The sequence below is a fragment of the Kitasatospora sp. NPDC096128 genome, assembly GCF_040303105.1.
GTDB lineage: Bacteria > Actinomycetota > Actinomycetes > Streptomycetales > Streptomycetaceae > Kitasatospora.
The window spans coordinates 1-15,251 of sequence record NZ_JBEOSP010000018.1; the positions used below are offsets into that span (position 1 = coordinate 1).

The window sequence follows — 15,251 nt, forward strand, 5'->3', positions numbered from 1 at the left end:
CCCAGGCGAGAGGGACGCGCTGCGGGAGGGGGCGGTGGAGGGGGTGGGTGCGGAGAGGGGCGTGACGGGTGATTTTCAGACCGCCAACGGCGCCCGACAACTCCCCCACAGAGTCGGCGGTCGGAAAATCATCCAGCCCCCGGAGCGCCCACCCCCGGAACCGCCCCCGGCCTCACCCACCCTCCCGAGAGCCCCCACCCTCCCGAAAGCCCACCCCCTCCCGAGAGCCCCCAGCCCCGCGCAGCGCCCGCTCCAGATCCCGCAAAGCCACCCCCACCAACCGAGCCCCCGCCCTCACCACATCCCCCTGCACCCCCGCCGACCCCCCGTCCAACCCCTCCTCCAACCGCACCTGCGCCTCCCGAACCCCCCCGAACTCCACCGGCCGCCCCGTCAACAACGCCCCCGCCGCCAACGCCGTGGCCAACCGAAGCTCCTCCGCGTACTCCGCCGCCCCCGGCACCGGCTCCGCGTCCGCAGCCGGCAGATGTGCCTCCAACAGCACCGCCGCCCGCCCGAGGTGCCCCACCGCCGCCCGAGCCCGGTCGATCTGGCGCCGACTCACCCCGGTGAGCCCCGACTCGTGCCGGCCCGGCTCCGCATCGGCCCGCTCCATCGCCTGCAACAGCTCCGACCGCGCCTCCCGCGAGTCCAGCAGCGCAGCCCGCACCGCCCGCCCCCGGGGAGCCCCCGGCTCCTCGTAGCAGGCGACCACCGCCGCCCCGTACCGCCCGGCCGCCGCCAGCCATTCCGCCAGCCGCTCCCCGAGCCGTGCCGTCTGCCAGGTCGGGAACAGCGCGTACGTCAGCAACGCCAGCGGCCCCCCGAGCAGCGTCAGCCCCACCCGCTCGAAGGCCGTCTCCAGCGGATCCCCGGCCTGCAGCCCCAACAGGAACACCACGTACGAGGAGATCCCGACCGTCGTCAGCGCGTACCCCGTCCGGAACGCCAGGTACGCCCCGCCGATGCACAGCACCGCCAACCCCGCCAGCACCCACTCCCCGGGATGGGCCAGTTGCACCACCAACGTGGACACCGCGACCCCCACGACCGTCCCGGCCAGCCGGGCGACGCCCCGGCTGTACGTCTGGGCGAAGTCCGGCCGCATCACCATGGCCGCGGTCATCGGCGCCCAGTACCCGTGGTGGAACCCGGCCAGCCGGGCCAGCAGGTAGGCGGCGGTGACCACCCCGGACAGCCGGACGGCGTGCTGGAAGATCGCCGAGCGCGGCCGCAGCTGCCGCCGCACGGCCCGCAGCGCGACCGGCAGCATCCGCGAGATCGACGGCTTGTGCAGGGCCCCGCCCGCGCCGACCACGGGCGTGGTGATGGTGTCCTCGTCGCTGCGGTCCAGGGTGTCCGCGGCCTTGCGCAGCAGCCCGCCGAGCCGTCGGGCGGAGCGCCGGGCCGCGCCCTGGAGCTGCGCCCCCTGGTCCGGGCGGACGAGGGTGAGCGTGGGCGCGGACCGGGGGAGCCGGACGGGGTCGCCGCCGCGGACGGCCCGGGCGAGGGCGTCCATCACCTCGGCGGCGGCCGCCAGCACCTCGCGGGCCCGGTCGCGTTCCGGCCCTTCCTCGGGGGCGCCGACCTTGGGGTCGGCGAGCGCGGCGAGGGTGGGGCGGATGCGTTCGGCGATGCCGCGCAGCCCACGCAGTTCGGGCGGCCGGTGGCGCTCCTGCCAAGGGGTGACGGCGGAGGCGGCCCGGGCGGTCATGAACGGTTCCGGGTCCACGTGCGCGGTCGGGTCCTGGCGCAGCCGGCGTGCGTAGTCGGCGAGTTCGGCGTAGGTGTCGGCGAGCGCGGCCCGTTGGGCGCTCCAACTCCCGATCGGCCACAGGGTGATGACAGCGGCCTGGACGACCCCGCCGAGCGCCGCGACCAGCCCGTGGCCGAGCGCCGCGGCCGCGCTGACCGGGAGTTGGACCACGATCAGCATCACCGAGACGGTGTTGGCGGTGACCACGCCCGCGGTCGGCCCGATCGCCCAGGCGAGGCCGGCTCCGAAGGCCCACACCGCGAGCAGCACCGGGAACAGCCCGTACACCCCGGCGGCGAGGTAGCCGAGGAAGGTGCTGACCCCGAGTCCGACCCCGGCCGCGACGGCGAGGCTGGCGCGGGGCCGGAAGCTGCGCTGGAAGGTGGCCGAGCCGGCGATGAACGCGCCCATCGCGGCCGAGGTGGCGAGCCCGACCCCGCCGAGGGCGAGGGTGGGGAAGAGCACGAGCGCCACGGCGACCGCCCCGCGCAGCGCGCGCTTGGGGTCGGTGAGCGCCCGGTCGAGGGTGAGCCCGGTCCGCGCGGTGTCACGAAGGGCGGCGAACCAGGACATACCGACATCCTAGGCGGCCGTCGGCCTCCCCCACCGCCGACCGAACCGCCGACCGAACCGCCGACGGCTCCGCCCGAGCCCCGCCGCCGCCCACAGCAACGCCCCGGTCGGCAGGAACACCGCGTCCGCCGCAACCATGGCGAGCGAGAACACGGGCAGTCCGAGCACCACCGCGATCCCCAGGTGTTCGCCCATCAGCACCGCCAGCAGCACGTTCTTGACCCGCCGGTTGAGCAGCGTGAACGGGAAGGCGACCTGGAGGATCACCGTGCCGTAGGAGATCAGGAAGACCGGCAGCAGTGCCGAGCCGACCAGCGCGGACAGCCCCGGCCAGGGGGCGAAGTAGTCCAGGTGCAGCGGGTAGTACAGCGCCGTGCCGTCCTGCCAGCGCGAGCCCTGCACCTTGTACCAGCCGGCCGTGGCGTAGATCAGCACCACCTCGGTGGCGATGACCAGCATCGTGCAGTTGTGCACCATGTTCGCCAGCGCGTCGAGCACGGCCCGCGGTTCGCCCGCCGGCCGCAGCCGGCCGAGCAGCCACCAGAGCCCGGCGACCGCCCAGAGCCCCCAGAACAGCGGCGCCCAGCCGAGGTACGGGAAGGCCGGCCCGGTCCAGCTGAGGCTGTCCCCGGAGAAGTCACCGGCCTGACAGACCGCCAGCACCGCGCCGAGCAGCGCCCAGAGCGCCACCCCGCCCCACCCGGGGCGGGCCCGGCGCGCGTCCAGCGACCAGACCTCGGCGCAGCGGGTGAAGACCAGGTAGACGGCCATCAGGTGGACGACGTTGTCGCCGCCGTCGCCGAGGAAGACGTCGCGGTTCTGCAGCGACAGCACGGTGGCCAGGAACAGCACGCTGCTCGCCCTGGTCCGCCAGCCCAGCAGCACCGCCAGGGCGGCCAGCAGGGCCAGGTGGTAGACCAGCTCGAACCAGAGCCGCCCGCCGAACCAGGGCAGCACGGTGAACGCTCCGTCATCGGCCAGCAGCCGCTGGGCGAGCTCCATCGACCAGGGCGAGCGGTCGCCGTACAGCACCCGCCGGTGGGGCCATTCGCGCAGCAGGTAGGCGAGCCAGACCAGCCCGAAGCCGATCCGCACCACCGCGGCCTGGTGCCGCCCGAGCGCCCGCCCGGTGAAGGCCTCCATCGCCCGCCCGAAGGCCGCGACCGGCCCGCGCGCCACCGGTGCCGCCCCGGGGAACCGCCCGCCCTGCGCCGGCACCCGCCCCAACCGCCGCGGCTCAACGGCGTCCACAGCCCCGACGGCCTCCACGCCCTCCCGCGCCGCCCCCTCGTTCACCCCAACCCCCGGTAGTCCTCGTCCCCGACCGGCCACCACGGCAGCTCCCGCGCCCCGGGCGCCGGCGGCGCGGTCTCCCCGCTCCAGGACGGCGGCGGCACGGTGGCCGTGGTCACCCGGAACTCGATCTCCAGGACGCGCTCGCCGTCCACCTCCCGGCCGATCCGCTGCAGCGCGATCCGCTTGAGGTACTGCTCGGCGAGCCTGCCGCGCGCATTGGTCGGCTTCCCGTCCTGGTCGTGCGAGCCGTCGTAGAAGTCCCAGGCCCGGCGCAGCAGGTTCTGGTCGACGTGGCTGGGCGCCGGGTTGCCCCGTATCGCGGCGATGTCCTGCGCGGTCAGCCCGGTCCAGTCCCGGGTCCGGGTGGCGCCGCCGTCCGCGACGGTGCGCACCCGGGCGTCCACGCTGACGTTCTGCTGGAGCGGGTTGGGCGCGAACAGCTTCCAGTTCTGCTCGAACTCCGGGTAGACCACCCCGTCGACCTCGTCCCGGTACTGCCGGGACACCACGTTGTCTGGCGCGACGTGCAGGAACACCGCGGCGAGGAACAGCCCGGTGCCGCTCACCAGCACGGCGGCGGCCAGGCCGAGGACGAGCTGCGCGGGCGTCGACCAGACCCTCCCGGGGGCGGCCGACCCAGCGGCCGGCTCGGCGGCCGGCTCGGTGGTCCCCGTCATGGCCTCCCCGCCCGGTCGGCGCGCCGCCGGCCGGTACCGGCGCGTCGCGCGCCCATCCTGCCCTACCCGTCACCGGGCGGGCCCGGCGAGGTTCTACAGGACGAAGGCGTCCTGGCCGGTGCTGCTGACCATCGGACGGCCCGCGCCCTCCCAGGCGTACATCCCGCCGTCCACGTTCACCGCGTCCCGGCCCTGCTGCACCAGGTACTGAACGACCTGCGCGGAGCGGCCGCCGACCCGGCAGAGCACGTACAGCTTCTGCTCCGGCAGCTCGCCGATCCGGGCGATCACCTCGCCGATCGGGATGTGCAGCGCGCCGTCCACGTGGCCGGCGTCCCACTCGTCCTGCTCGCGCACGTCCAGCAGGGCGGCATCGGCCGGTACGGAGGCGGCGTCGGTGGTGGGGATCTGCGCGAACATCGTGTGGCCCTCCTGGGCTCGATCGGGGTCGGTGCCATTGTCGCCCACCGTGGTCGGCCCGTGGGCCGCTTCCGGGGCCCCGAGCAGTCGCTCCAGCTCGGCCTGCTGGGCGGCGGCCTTGGCGAGCAGTTCCTCGGCGAGCTGTTCCAGCAGCCGGTCCGGGTCCTGCGGGGCGAGGGCGAGCAGCTGGCCCATCGGGGTCTGCTCCAGCCGGACCTGCTCGGTGGCGGTCTCGGTGATCTTGGCGGTCAGCCAGTCCAGCCGACGGCGCAGCCAGCCCAGCCGGTCGGGGGAGTCGACGGCGGGCGCGGCCTCCGGCGCGGTGGACCACTCGGCGGCGAGGCCCTCCAGAACGGCGGCGTCGCCGTACGCGTAGGCCTCGTTGACCCGGACCAGGAAGTCCGCCCGGCGCTGCTGCTCGGCGGGGTCGGTGGTCAGGTCGGGGTGGGCGCGGCGGACCAGCTCGCGGTAGATCCGCTGGGCCTCCTTCCCGGGCCGCACCCGGGTCGGCGCGGCGGGCGGCGGCGGGGCGGCCCCGTCCGCGCCCTCACCGGACTCCCCCCGCTCCGAACGCTCCGAACGCTCCGATCCGTCCGCGCGCTCCGACCGCGCCGCGTGCACCGAGTCGAACAGCGCGTCCAGGTCGGGCAGCTCCTCGACCTGCTGCCGCGCCTCGGCGGCCCGGCGCAGGTCGTCGGGGTGGCCGGTGCGGGCCGCGACGGCCTCGGCGACCAGCGCGTCGAGCTCGTCCAGCCGGGCGTAGAGCGGGCCGAGCAGCTGGTGGTGGATCAGCGCGAAGTTGTCGATCTCGACCCGCAGCGTCTGCACGTCCACGTCCATGCTGAGCCAGGCCAGCTCGGCGGCGGCGACCCGCTCCTCCAGCTCCTGCTGCTCCGGGTCCGTCCAGCGGGCGGGGCTCTGCGCGGTCACGATCTCGCCTCTGTCTCGTCCGTCCGGCCGGGTCACGCGGGGCCGCCGCGCGGGCGGCCCGGCCTGCCACCCTACCGCCGTGTTCCGGGCCGCCGTCCGGGTGACGCAGGCGTACGAACCGGCGCGCGGCACGTGACACGCAACCGATCCTGATGAATCTCCCCGTTTCGGTGTCGAGCCCGGCCCGGTCCGTGCTTCGCTGGTATCCGCACAGCGTGCCTTCCTCCGGAGAAACGGCCGCCTCCAGGCGTGGCGGCCAGGCGGGAGCAGACCGAATCCATGGTGGCCGAGTCCAACTCCACACCGCTTCCCGCGGGCGCCGAGACCGCGCCGGGCGACCACCCGACCGGGGTGGCCGCCCTGGTCCGGCTCGCCCTCGTCGTTGTCGACCGGGCCGGCCGGATCGCCCAGTGGAGCCGGGCCGCAGAGGAACTGTTCGGGCACCGCGCCGAGGCCGCCACCGACCGTCCGGCCTCGGGGCTGCTGCCCGCCCTGGAGTCACGGGTGCTCGGCCGCTGCGCCGTGCGCCGCCGCTGCGACGCCCTCGACACCCTGGCCGGGCTGACCGCCGCCGGACGCCCGTGGGCCGGGCGGCTGACCGTGACCGACCGCGAGGAGCACCAGCGCGACGTGCTGTGGTGGGCCTACCCGCTGCCCGGCCCGTCCGGCGGGCTGCTCGCGCTCGCCGCCGACGCCCGCCCGCTGCGCACCACCGGCCCGCGGCTCGCCCTCGGCGAGCGCCTGCTGCCCTTCGCCGCGGCGCCCGCCGCCCGGGGCGGCTTCCACGGGCTGACCGCCACGCTCACCCCGCCCGCCGCCGAGCTGCCCGAGTCGCTGGCCCGGCTGCTGCCCGCCGCCCACCGGGCCCCGCTGCGCGCGGCCGCGGCCCTGGGCGGGCTGCCGGCCCTGCGGCTGGACGCGACCACCGTGCTGCCGGTGCTGCCCTCCGACGCCCAGGCCGGCACCACCCACGTGGCCGCCGGACTGGGCCGCCGCTACCCGACGCCCCAGCAGCGCGCGGCCCGGCTCGGTCCCCCGCCGCAGGCCGACCTCTCCGCGCCCGGCCGCCGTCCCCCGGGCCCGCTGCCCGCCCCGCGCGAACCGGTCCCCCATGAACCGCTCCCGCACGGACCGGCCCAGCGCGACCCGAGACCGGGCAGCGCCCCGAGCAGCCCCGCCGCGGTCGTCGGCGGGCCGCTCGGCGCCCCGCCCGCCCAGCCCCCGGCCCCCGGTCGGGAGGCACCCCAGCGCACCGGAGGAGGAGCCGCCATCGAGCAGCAGGCCGCCGTCGAGTCGTCCGCCCACGGCGTCCCGCCGCGCCGCCCGGACCAGGCCCCGTCCGGCGCCGTCCCCGCCCCGGCGGGCGCCGAGGGGCCGCCGAACGGCCGGCTGGGCCCGTTCCTCACCAACGGCCAGGCCGGCGAGCAACTGGCTCTGCTGAACGAGGTCGGCGGCAAGGTCGGCACCACCCTGGACCTCGGCTTCACCGCCCACGAGCTGTGCCAGGTGCTGGTCCCCCGGGTCGCCGACTTCGCCTGCGTGGACCTCGTGGACGGCCTGATCTCGGACTCCGAGCTGCCGGTCTCCCGTCCCGACGACGACACGATGCTGCGCCGGGTCGCCATGGTCTTCAACCAGACCGGCGGCGCCTGGGACCACGTGCTCTCCGAGGGCTCGCTGGTCAGCATGCCGCGCCGGACCCCGCCCGGGCTGGCCCTGCAGCTGAACCAGCCGGTGCTGGTCCCGGTGGTCAGCGCGGACGTCGCGGTGGACTACGCGATCGCGCTCGGCGGCGCCAAGCTGGCCCCGGTGGTCTCCGGCCGCTCGATGCTGGTGGTCCCGCTGTCCGCCCGGGGCACCGTGCTGGGCATCCTCAAGCTGCTCCGGCTGCCGGACCGCGCCCCCTTCGACGAGAGCGACGCCGCCACCCTCAAGGAGCTGGCGGTGCGGGCCGCGCTGTCGCTGGACAACGCCCGGCTGCACCGTGCCGAGGCCCGGGTCGCCACCACCCTGCAGCGCTCGATGATCCCGACCCGCCCGCCGCAGATCCCCGGCGTGCAGATCGCCCACCGCTACCTGCCCGGCGATCCGAAGGCCGAGGTCGGCGGCGACTGGTTCGACGCCATCCAGCTGCCCGGCAGCCGGGTCGCCCTGGTGGTCGGCGACGTGATGGGCCACGGCATCCACTCGGCCGCCGCGATGGGCCGTTTCCGCACCGCGATGCAGACCCTCGCCGCCCTGGACCTGCCGCCCGGCCAGCTGCTGCGGCACCTGGACAACCTGGCCCAGAAGCTCGGCGACGACCACCTCGCCACCTGCCTGTACGCGGTCTACGACCCGATCAACCGGACCTGCGAGCTGGCCAGCGCCGGCCACGTCCCGCCCGTCCTGGTGCACCCGGACGGCACCGGGGAGCTGCTGGAGATCCCGGCCGGGGCACCCATCGGCGTCGGCGGGGTGCCGTTCGTCGCCAAGACCATCGACGTCTCGGACGGCTCGATGCTGGTGCTGTGCACCGACGGACTGGTCGAGGTCCGGGGCGGGGACATAGGGACGGGCCTGGCCGCGCTGTGCGGCAACCTGATCGACCCGCAGCAGAGCCCCGAGCAGGCCTGCGACGAGGTGCTGCGGCGGCTGCACTCGGACGACCGCAAGGACGACGTCGCCCTGCTGGTGGCCCGCTTCGACGGGGTCGCCCCGTCCGAGGTGGCCACCTGGGACCTCACCGTGGACCAGCGCGAGGTCCGCCGGGCCCGTTCACTGGTCCGCGAGCAGCTGGCCGCCTGGCACCTGGAGGCCCTCAGCGACACCACCGAGCTGCTGGTCAGCGAGCTGGTCACGAACGCCGTACGGGTCGCCCGGGACCGGGTGCAGCTCCAGCTGATCCGGGTGGACAAGCTGCTGGTCGAGGTCAGCGACGACAACCACAACCTGCCCTCGCTGGAGCCGGCCGAGCAACTCGGCGAGACCGGCCGCGGCCTCACCCTGGTCACCAAGCTCGCCGAACACTGGGGCACCGCCCGCAAGGCGGTGGGCAAGGTCGTCTGGTTCGAGCTGCCCCTCCCGCACGCGTGACGGCCGCGTACGGGCAACGTCCCGTACGCGGCCGACAGGCCGGATGGAGCCTCCCTAGGGGATGACCGCGCCCGCCGAACGGCGCCGGGCCTCCGCCGCGACCTCCCGGGAGGCGGCCGTGGCCACCGAGGTGGCGGCACCGACCCCGGCCAGCACCCGCGGCCAGAAGTCCCCGAAGACCTCGACCGAGACGGCGATCAGCAGCGCGGTGATGACCGCGACCACGTGCTCAAGGCCCGCCAGGTTCGGCAGCAGGACGGCCTCGCCGACCATCAGGACCACCACGGTGGCGGCGGTGAACCAGGCCCGGGTGCGGAACGCGATGCAGATCGCCAGCGCCACCACGGCGGCCGACGGCCCGGTGTCCCGCACGTAGGCGACCCACTTCGGGAAGCCGAACAGGTGGTGCGGCCCGATCGCCACGCCCACCCGAGCGAACAGCGTGCCCGCCAGGGTGCACGCGTAGGCGACCACCAGGGTCATCCGTCGGCCGAGCACGACCTCGGCGATCGCGAAGACCACGAACACCTGCGCCAGCGCGCCCCAGACCGGCAGGTCCAGGGCCGGCACGTAGAGCGACAGCGGGGTCCGCAGCAGCGAGACGTCGAGCGGCAGCGAGGCCCGCACCACCCCGATGTGGTTGACGAACCGCTCACCGCCCGGCAGGTGCTGGACGATGCTGAACAGCAGGATCAGAAACGTCGCCACCGTGGCCAAGGGGAAGGCGGCGAACTTCTTGCGCGCCACCGCGCCCCGGACCGTCAGGTACAACGTCCCCCACTCGGCGACAGCGGCCTTTCTGGCTGACGCCAGCGGCCCCTTTCGCACGCCCCCCGCGTGGGTCCTGTGAATCACAACGTTTCTCCCGAATCCCCGAACTTGTCAGCTACTCCAACATTAGAAGCCTGTTAACAAATCCACATCGGCATGGATGGGGATCGGGGTCATCCTCAGGAGGGAGACGAATCCCCCCTCCGGACCCCCCGTACGACCGATGGCCCCCTCCACCTCCGGCCGTCCGGCCCCCCTCCGCCCCCCGACGGAGGGCTACCCCTTCCCGTCCCGGGCCGCCACCGGGACCCGGGGCGCCACCACGGCGGGCCCGGCGTGCCGGCGCCGGAACAGGGCGGGCAGGCTCGGCGCGACGATGAACCCCTCGGCGCGCGCGCTGGCGATGCCGATCCGCGGGATCTCGCTGCTCTTCTCGAACAGCAGGTAGCGCGGCTCCCAGATCGGCCGGTACTTGGCGTTCGCGCGGTACAGCGACTCGATCTGCCACCAGCGCGAGAAGAACCCGAGGACGGAACGCCACAGCCGCAGCACCGGGCCGGCGCCGAGCCGCGAACCGCGCTCGAAGACCGAGCGGAACATCGCGAAGTTCAGCGAGACCCGCTTGAGCCCGACCTCCTCGGCGCGCTGCAGCAGCTCGATGACCATGAACTCCATCAGGCCGTTCTCGGTGTCCCGGGCCCGGCGCATCAGGTCCAGCGAGAGCCCGTCCGGGCCCCAGGGCACGAAGCTCAGCAGCGCCCTGAGCTCGCCGTCCCCGTCGCTGCACTCCAGCATCACGCAGCGGCCGTCGCCCGGGTCGCCGAGCCGGCCCAGCGCCATCGAGAAGCCGCGCTCGGTCGCCCCGTCGCGCCACTCGTCGGCCTTGGCCACCAACTGGGCCATCTCCTCCTCGGAGATGTCCTCGTGGCGGCGGATCCGCACCGTGTACCCGGCCCGCTTGACCCGGTTGTACGCCTGCCGGACCACCCGCATCGCGCGGCCGTCCAGCGAGAACTCGTCCAGCTCGACGATCGCCTCGTCGCCCAGCTCCAGCGCGTCCAGGCCGTGCCGGGCGTAGATCACCCCGGCCTCCTCGGAGGCGCCCATCACGGCGGGCGCCCAGGCGTGCTCGCGGGCTTCGGAGAGCCAGGCCTCGATCGCGCCCGGCCAGGCCTCCGGGTCGCCGATCGGGTCGCCCGAGGCGAGCGAGACCCCGCCGATCACCCGGTAGGTCACCGCCGCCTTGCCGCTGGGGGAGAAGACCACCGCCTTGTCCCGGCGCAGCGCGAAGTAGCCCAGCGAGTCCCGCTCACCCTGCTTGTCCAGCAGGCCGCGCAGCTTCGCCTCGTCCTCGGGGTTGAGCAGCTCCTTGCCGCGCGGGCTGCGGAAGGCCACGTACAGCACCAGCAGGAACAGCACCGCGCCCATCGCGTTGATCGCCGCGTTCACCCAGGTCGGGGCTTCGATCACGGAGCGCAGGTGCTCGGTCGGGGTGATGGTGATCATCCGGCCGATCGAGTAACGGAAGAGGTCCCACCAGCCGGCGCCGTTCAGCTGGTTGGTGATCCAGACCAGCAGCGCGCCGACGGCACCGCCGAAGAACAGCCCGCCGACGAAGGTGGCCGCCGCGGTCTTCGGGTTGGAGCGGTCGCCCTTGGACGTGAACTCCTTGCGCCCGATCAGCAGCACGAGCACGAACAGGCAGGTCAGCACCGTCGAGATGTAGTTGAGCGGGTGCTTGGTGAAGGGATCGCCCTGCAGCACCATCAACGCCAGGTACAGCAGGGCGAAGAGGCTGCCGAGCGCCGCGTTGAAGATCCACGCGGCCCGCTTGCGCCGCCGCATCGCGACCGCGAGGAAGATCGACAGCACCGCGGCCGCCAGGCCGGAGGTCATCAGGTACGGGGTGAAGTACTCACCCTCGTTGTGCTCGCTGACCTGGTTCCCCCACGGCACCAGCAGCACGGTCGCCACGTTCAGCAATGCCAGCAGCCTGAGGTACCAGACCGAGGCCACGGCGGCCCGCGGGCGCCAGCGGTCGAGCGGTCCGGCGGGCCGGGGCCCGGCGGAGGTGGCGGACGGCTCCGACTTCACAGTGGACGACACAGCTCAATTCCAAACGATCAGATGGTGGGGCGCATCCGCACACGGCCCGGCGCCGGGCGCCGGCACGGGCCCGTCGGACTGACCGGCCACCCTCCGCCCACCGACCGCACGCATCGAGCGGCAGGCCGGAAAAGGGCAGCCAACTCCATGGTTCCGCACCATTCCTGAAAATTGCGTGAACCGGGTAGCGGATTCCCACCCCCGCCGAACGACGGGGGTGTTTACCCCCCATGGGTTCGGCACCCCGCCCCGGCTGGCCCTACTCTCAAATGCGACCCCCGCGGACCGACCGAACCCGGCCGCCCGAACCGAGGAGGCACCCATCACCACCACCCGCGTGCTGATCGTCGACGACGAGATCCTGGTCCGCTCCGGCCTCGGCCTGATCGTCGGTTCCGCCCCCGACCTGGAGGTGGTCGGCGACTGCTCCGGCGGACAGGCCGAGGAGCACGTCCAGCGCCTGCGCCCGCACGTGGTGCTGCTCGACATCCGGATGCCCGACCTGGACGGCATCTCCGTGCTGCGCCGCCTGCGCGCCCTGCCCGACCCGCCGGCCGTGGCGATGCTCACCACCTTCGACACCGACGAGTACATCGGCACCGCGCTGCGGGCCGGCGCGACCGGCTTCCTGCTCAAGGACACCGCCCCCGAGCAGCTGGTGCACGCCGTCCGGGTGCTCGCGGCGGGCGGCAACATCCTCTCCCCGACCGTCACCCGCACCGTGATCGGCGGCTACGTGGACGGCGGCGGCCCGGACGCCGAGGCCACCGCGCTGGCCCGCGCCCTGACCGGCCGGGAGCTGGACGTGCTCGCCCTGCTCGGCGAGGGCCTGTCGAACGCCGAGATCGCCGACCGGCTCTTCCTCGGCACCGGCACGGTCAAGGACCACATCAGCGCGATCCTCGGCAAGCTCGGCGCCGCCAACCGGGTGCAGGCCGCCGTGGTCGCCCACCGGGCCGGCCTGGTGCGGCCCAAGCCCGGCGACGGGGCATGACGGCCGCCGACCAGCTGCCGTCCCGACGGCTGCCGGCCTGGTGCACCGCCCCCCGGCTGATGGTGCTGCTGCCCGTCCTCTACTCCCTGATGGACGCCGCGCTGGTGTCCCGGGACTCCACCTGGTGGCAGGTGTCGCTCGCCGTGCTGGCCGCCGTGGCGCTGTTCTGGCGGCGCCGCTTCCCGGTCGTCGTGCTGCTGCTCACCATGCCCGGCACCTGGGTCGAGGCGATCTGGCTGGCCCCGATCACCGCCGTCTACACGGTCGCCACCGAGCGCCCCAGGGCCAAGGTGCTGTTCCCCTGCGCGGCCCTGTTCACCCTCGTCGGCTTCTTCCACTGGCCGCTGCCGACCCCGCTGATCGACCTCAGCCGGAACACCGCCCTGGACGCCATCCAGGCCGTGATGCTGTCCGCCGGCCCGGCCGCCACCGGCCTGCTCTCGCGCACCCGGCGGGAGCTGGCCGCCCGGCTGGACGAGCTGACCCGCGGCCAGGAGCGGGAGAGCCGGCTGCTCGCCGAGCGGGTGCTGATCAGCGAGCGCGGCCGGCTGGCCCGGGAGATGCACGACGTGGTCTCGCACCAGGTCAGCCTGATCAGCATCCAGGCCGGCGCGCTCCAGGTGAGCACCGCCGACCCGGCCGCCGCGACCGTCGCCCGCACCATCCGCGAGCTGTCCGTCCGGACCCTGGACGAGCTGCGCCAGATGGTCGGAGTACTGCGCGGCACCGGCGGGCTGCTCCCGGACGCCCCGCTCGCCCCGCAGCCCCGGCTGGCCGACCTGCCCCGGCTGATCGAGGAGAGCGGCCTGACCGCCGACACCGAGCTGAACCCCGGTGACCGCCCATGGCCGGAGGCGGTCGAGCGGGCCGCCTACCGCACCGTCCAGGAGGCGCTCACCAACATCACCAAGTACGCGCCGGACGCGGTGGTGCACGTGAAGGTCGGGGCGAAGGGCCGCCGGCTGCGGGTCGAGGTCCGCAACGAGGCACCGCCGGGCCGCCCGGCCGAGACCCTGCCGGGCGGCGGCCACGGCCTGGTCGGCCTGCGCGAGCGCGCCCAGCTGCTGGGCGGCACCCTGACCGCCGGCCCGACCCAGGACGGCGGCTTCGAGGTCCGCGCCGAGCTCCCCGCCGGCCAGTCCTGACCCGGCCCCGTCCGGCCCCCGAGGGGTCGGACGGGGCCGCCGGGACAACGAGAAAGCCCCGCAGATCCGAAGATCTGCGGGGCTTCGCTGTGCGCGAGGGGGGAGTTGAACCCCCACGCCCTTTCGGGCACTGGAACCTGAATCCAGCGCGTCTGCCTATTCCGCCACCCGCGCATGGGTGTTGTCTTCTTTGCCGTCCGTTCCTCGGAACCGCTCGGTACCATGTGGCCTTCGCGCTTCCTCGGTCCGGGTCCCTTCCGGGCGGCCCTTCCGACGTGGAAAACAGTAGCACGACCTGGGGGGCTGCTCCGAATCCGTTTCCCGGGGAGACCGACCACGTCCGAACGGACGCGCGACGAACGGACGGACGAGGGGCGGTGCACGGCTACGACGAGCGGACCTGGCGTCCCGCACCCGGAATGCGTCACCCTGTGTGTCCGAGCCCACCCCCCGGCACCACGCGGTCCGGGAACCGTACGGAAGGGCCCGGCGTGGATACGATCAGTACGGAAGTACCGCAAGTAGGCACGACCGACTCCCCGGAGGACGGCTCCCCGGAGGGCACCGGTCGGCAGGCAGGCGAACGAACCCTGGAAGGGGGTGCCCCATGGGGATGATGAAGAAGTTCGAGCAGCGGCTGGAGGGTCTCGTCAACGGCACCTTCGCCAAGGTGTTCAAGTCCGAGGTCCAGCCCGTGGAGATCGCCGGCGCTCTGCAGCGCGAGTGCGACAACAACGCGAGCATCTGGAACCGCGACCGCACCGTCGTGCCGAACGACTTCATCGTCGAGCTCAGCCCGCACGACCACGAGCGGCTCAGCCCCTACTCGGGGCAGCTCGGCACCGAGCTGGCCGGCATGGTCCGCGAGTACGCCGAGGCTCAGCGGTACTCCTTCATGGGCCCGCTCCAGGTGAACCTGGAGAAGGCCGACGACCTGGACACCGGCCTGTACCGGGTGCGCAGCCGCACCCTGGCCGCCGAGGAGCCGCAGCAGTACGCCCCGCCGCAGCCCGGCTACGACCGCCAGCCGGCCGCGCCGGCCCCCGGCGCACCGTGGCAGCAGGGCGGCGCCGGGCAGTACAGCGCGCCCCCGCCGCCGGCCGCGCCCCCGACGCCGCCTGCGATGCCCCCGGGCCCGCCGGCCGGCGGCAACGTCCGGGCCTTCCCCGGCGCCGGCCACGGCGCCTCGGTCCGCCGCTGGATCGAGGTGAACGGCGCCCGCCACCAGATCACCGGCGCGGCCTGCGTGCTCGGCCGCTCGACCGAGGCGGACGTGCGGATCGACGACCCCGGGGTCTCCCGCAAGCACGCCGAGATCCGCCCCGGCACTCCTTCGATGGTCCTCGACCTGGGTTCCACCAACGGCATCGTGGTGGACGGACAGCACACCCAGCGCGCTACGCTCCGCGACGGCTCCCGAATCGTCGTGGGCTCCACCACCATCGTCTACCGGCAGGTCGAAGGGTAGTGTCCGAGTTGTTCGCGCGCCTCGCTCACCGACTGGCGGG

10 protein-coding genes and 1 tRNA gene are annotated in these 15,251 nt (G+C 74.3%); 4 read left to right on the forward strand and 7 right to left on the reverse strand.

Annotated features, from left to right (window positions below; genetic code table 11):
• Positions 1-172 precede the first annotated feature (172 nt).
• The 4 genes from ABTY61_RS20845 to ABTY61_RS20860 form a co-directional block, all read right to left on the reverse strand.
• Positions 173-2,329, reverse strand: coding sequence for an FUSC family protein (locus tag ABTY61_RS20845; RefSeq protein WP_350506508.1), 2,157 nt, complete (start codon positions 2,327-2,329; stop codon positions 173-175).
• A gap of 9 nt (positions 2,330-2,338) precedes the next feature.
• Positions 2,339-3,580 (reverse strand): HTTM domain-containing protein, encoded by a 1,242-nt coding sequence (locus tag ABTY61_RS20850; RefSeq protein WP_502895381.1) that lies wholly within the window; start codon positions 3,578-3,580, stop codon positions 2,339-2,341.
• A gap of 41 nt (positions 3,581-3,621) precedes the next feature.
• Positions 3,622-4,302, reverse strand: coding sequence for a DUF5819 family protein (locus tag ABTY61_RS20855; RefSeq protein WP_350506509.1), 681 nt, complete (start codon positions 4,300-4,302; stop codon positions 3,622-3,624).
• 93 nt (positions 4,303-4,395) lie between these two features.
• Positions 4,396-5,652, reverse strand: coding sequence for a rhodanese-like domain-containing protein (locus ABTY61_RS20860; RefSeq protein WP_350506510.1), 1,257 nt, complete (start codon positions 5,650-5,652; stop codon positions 4,396-4,398).
• 249 nt (positions 5,653-5,901) lie between these two features.
• Here ABTY61_RS20860 and ABTY61_RS20865 point away from each other — a divergent pair, with 249 nt between their 5' ends.
• Positions 5,902-8,727 (forward strand): ATP-binding SpoIIE family protein phosphatase, encoded by a 2,826-nt coding sequence (locus tag ABTY61_RS20865; RefSeq protein WP_350506511.1) that lies wholly within the window; start codon positions 5,902-5,904, stop codon positions 8,725-8,727.
• Between the two features lie 54 nt (positions 8,728-8,781).
• Here ABTY61_RS20865 and ABTY61_RS20870 read toward each other — a convergent pair whose 3' ends face one another.
• Entirely contained in the window at positions 8,782-9,474 is a 693-nt protein-coding gene (locus tag ABTY61_RS20870) for a hypothetical protein (protein ID WP_350506512.1), read from the reverse strand.
• Positions 9,475-9,774: 300 nt separating this feature from the next.
• Complete coding sequence (locus ABTY61_RS20875; RefSeq protein ID WP_502895382.1) at positions 9,775-11,604, reverse strand: phosphatidylglycerol lysyltransferase domain-containing protein; 1,830 nt, start codon at positions 11,602-11,604, stop codon at positions 9,775-9,777.
• Positions 11,605-11,944: 340 nt separating this feature from the next.
• Between ABTY61_RS20875 and ABTY61_RS20880 the strand changes: the two genes are divergently transcribed.
• Together ABTY61_RS20880 and ABTY61_RS20885 are read left to right on the forward strand one after the other, a co-directional pair.
• Positions 11,945-12,598, forward strand: a complete 654-nt coding sequence (locus tag ABTY61_RS20880; RefSeq protein WP_502895389.1) for a response regulator — start codon at positions 11,945-11,947, stop codon at positions 12,596-12,598.
• Positions 12,595-13,743 carry a sensor histidine kinase gene (locus ABTY61_RS20885; protein WP_350506513.1) on the forward strand — a complete coding sequence of 383 codons (1,149 nt, stop codon included), beginning with the start codon at positions 12,595-12,597 and terminating at the stop codon, positions 13,741-13,743. Before ABTY61_RS20880 ends, ABTY61_RS20885 begins: the two co-directional genes overlap by 4 nt.
• Positions 13,744-13,833: 90 nt before the next feature.
• Here the strand turns inward: ABTY61_RS20885 and ABTY61_RS20890 are convergent.
• Positions 13,834-13,917 (reverse strand) — tRNA-Leu (locus ABTY61_RS20890).
• A gap of 433 nt (positions 13,918-14,350) precedes the next feature.
• On the opposite strand from ABTY61_RS20890, the gene ABTY61_RS20895 reads away from it, so the two are divergent.
• Complete coding sequence (locus ABTY61_RS20895; protein WP_350506514.1) at positions 14,351-15,211, forward strand: FHA domain-containing protein; 861 nt, start codon at positions 14,351-14,353, stop codon at positions 15,209-15,211.
• Positions 15,212-15,251 lie beyond the last annotated feature (40 nt).

What these genes read in the sequence shown, in the direction of transcription:
- ABTY61_RS20845 (WP_350506508.1), bottom strand. Translation starts at nt 2,329, where the DNA reads ATGTCCTGGTTCGCCGCCCTTCGTGACACCGCGCGGACCGGGCTCACC.
- ABTY61_RS20855 (WP_350506509.1), bottom strand. Translation starts at nt 4,302, where the DNA reads ATGACGGGGACCACCGAGCCGGCCGCCGAGCCGGCCGCTGGGTCGGCC.
- ABTY61_RS20885 (WP_350506513.1), top strand. Translation starts at nt 12,595, where the DNA reads ATGACGGCCGCCGACCAGCTGCCGTCCCGACGGCTGCCGGCCTGGTGC.
- ABTY61_RS20895 (WP_350506514.1), top strand. Translation starts at nt 14,351, where the DNA reads ATGGGGATGATGAAGAAGTTCGAGCAGCGGCTGGAGGGTCTCGTCAAC.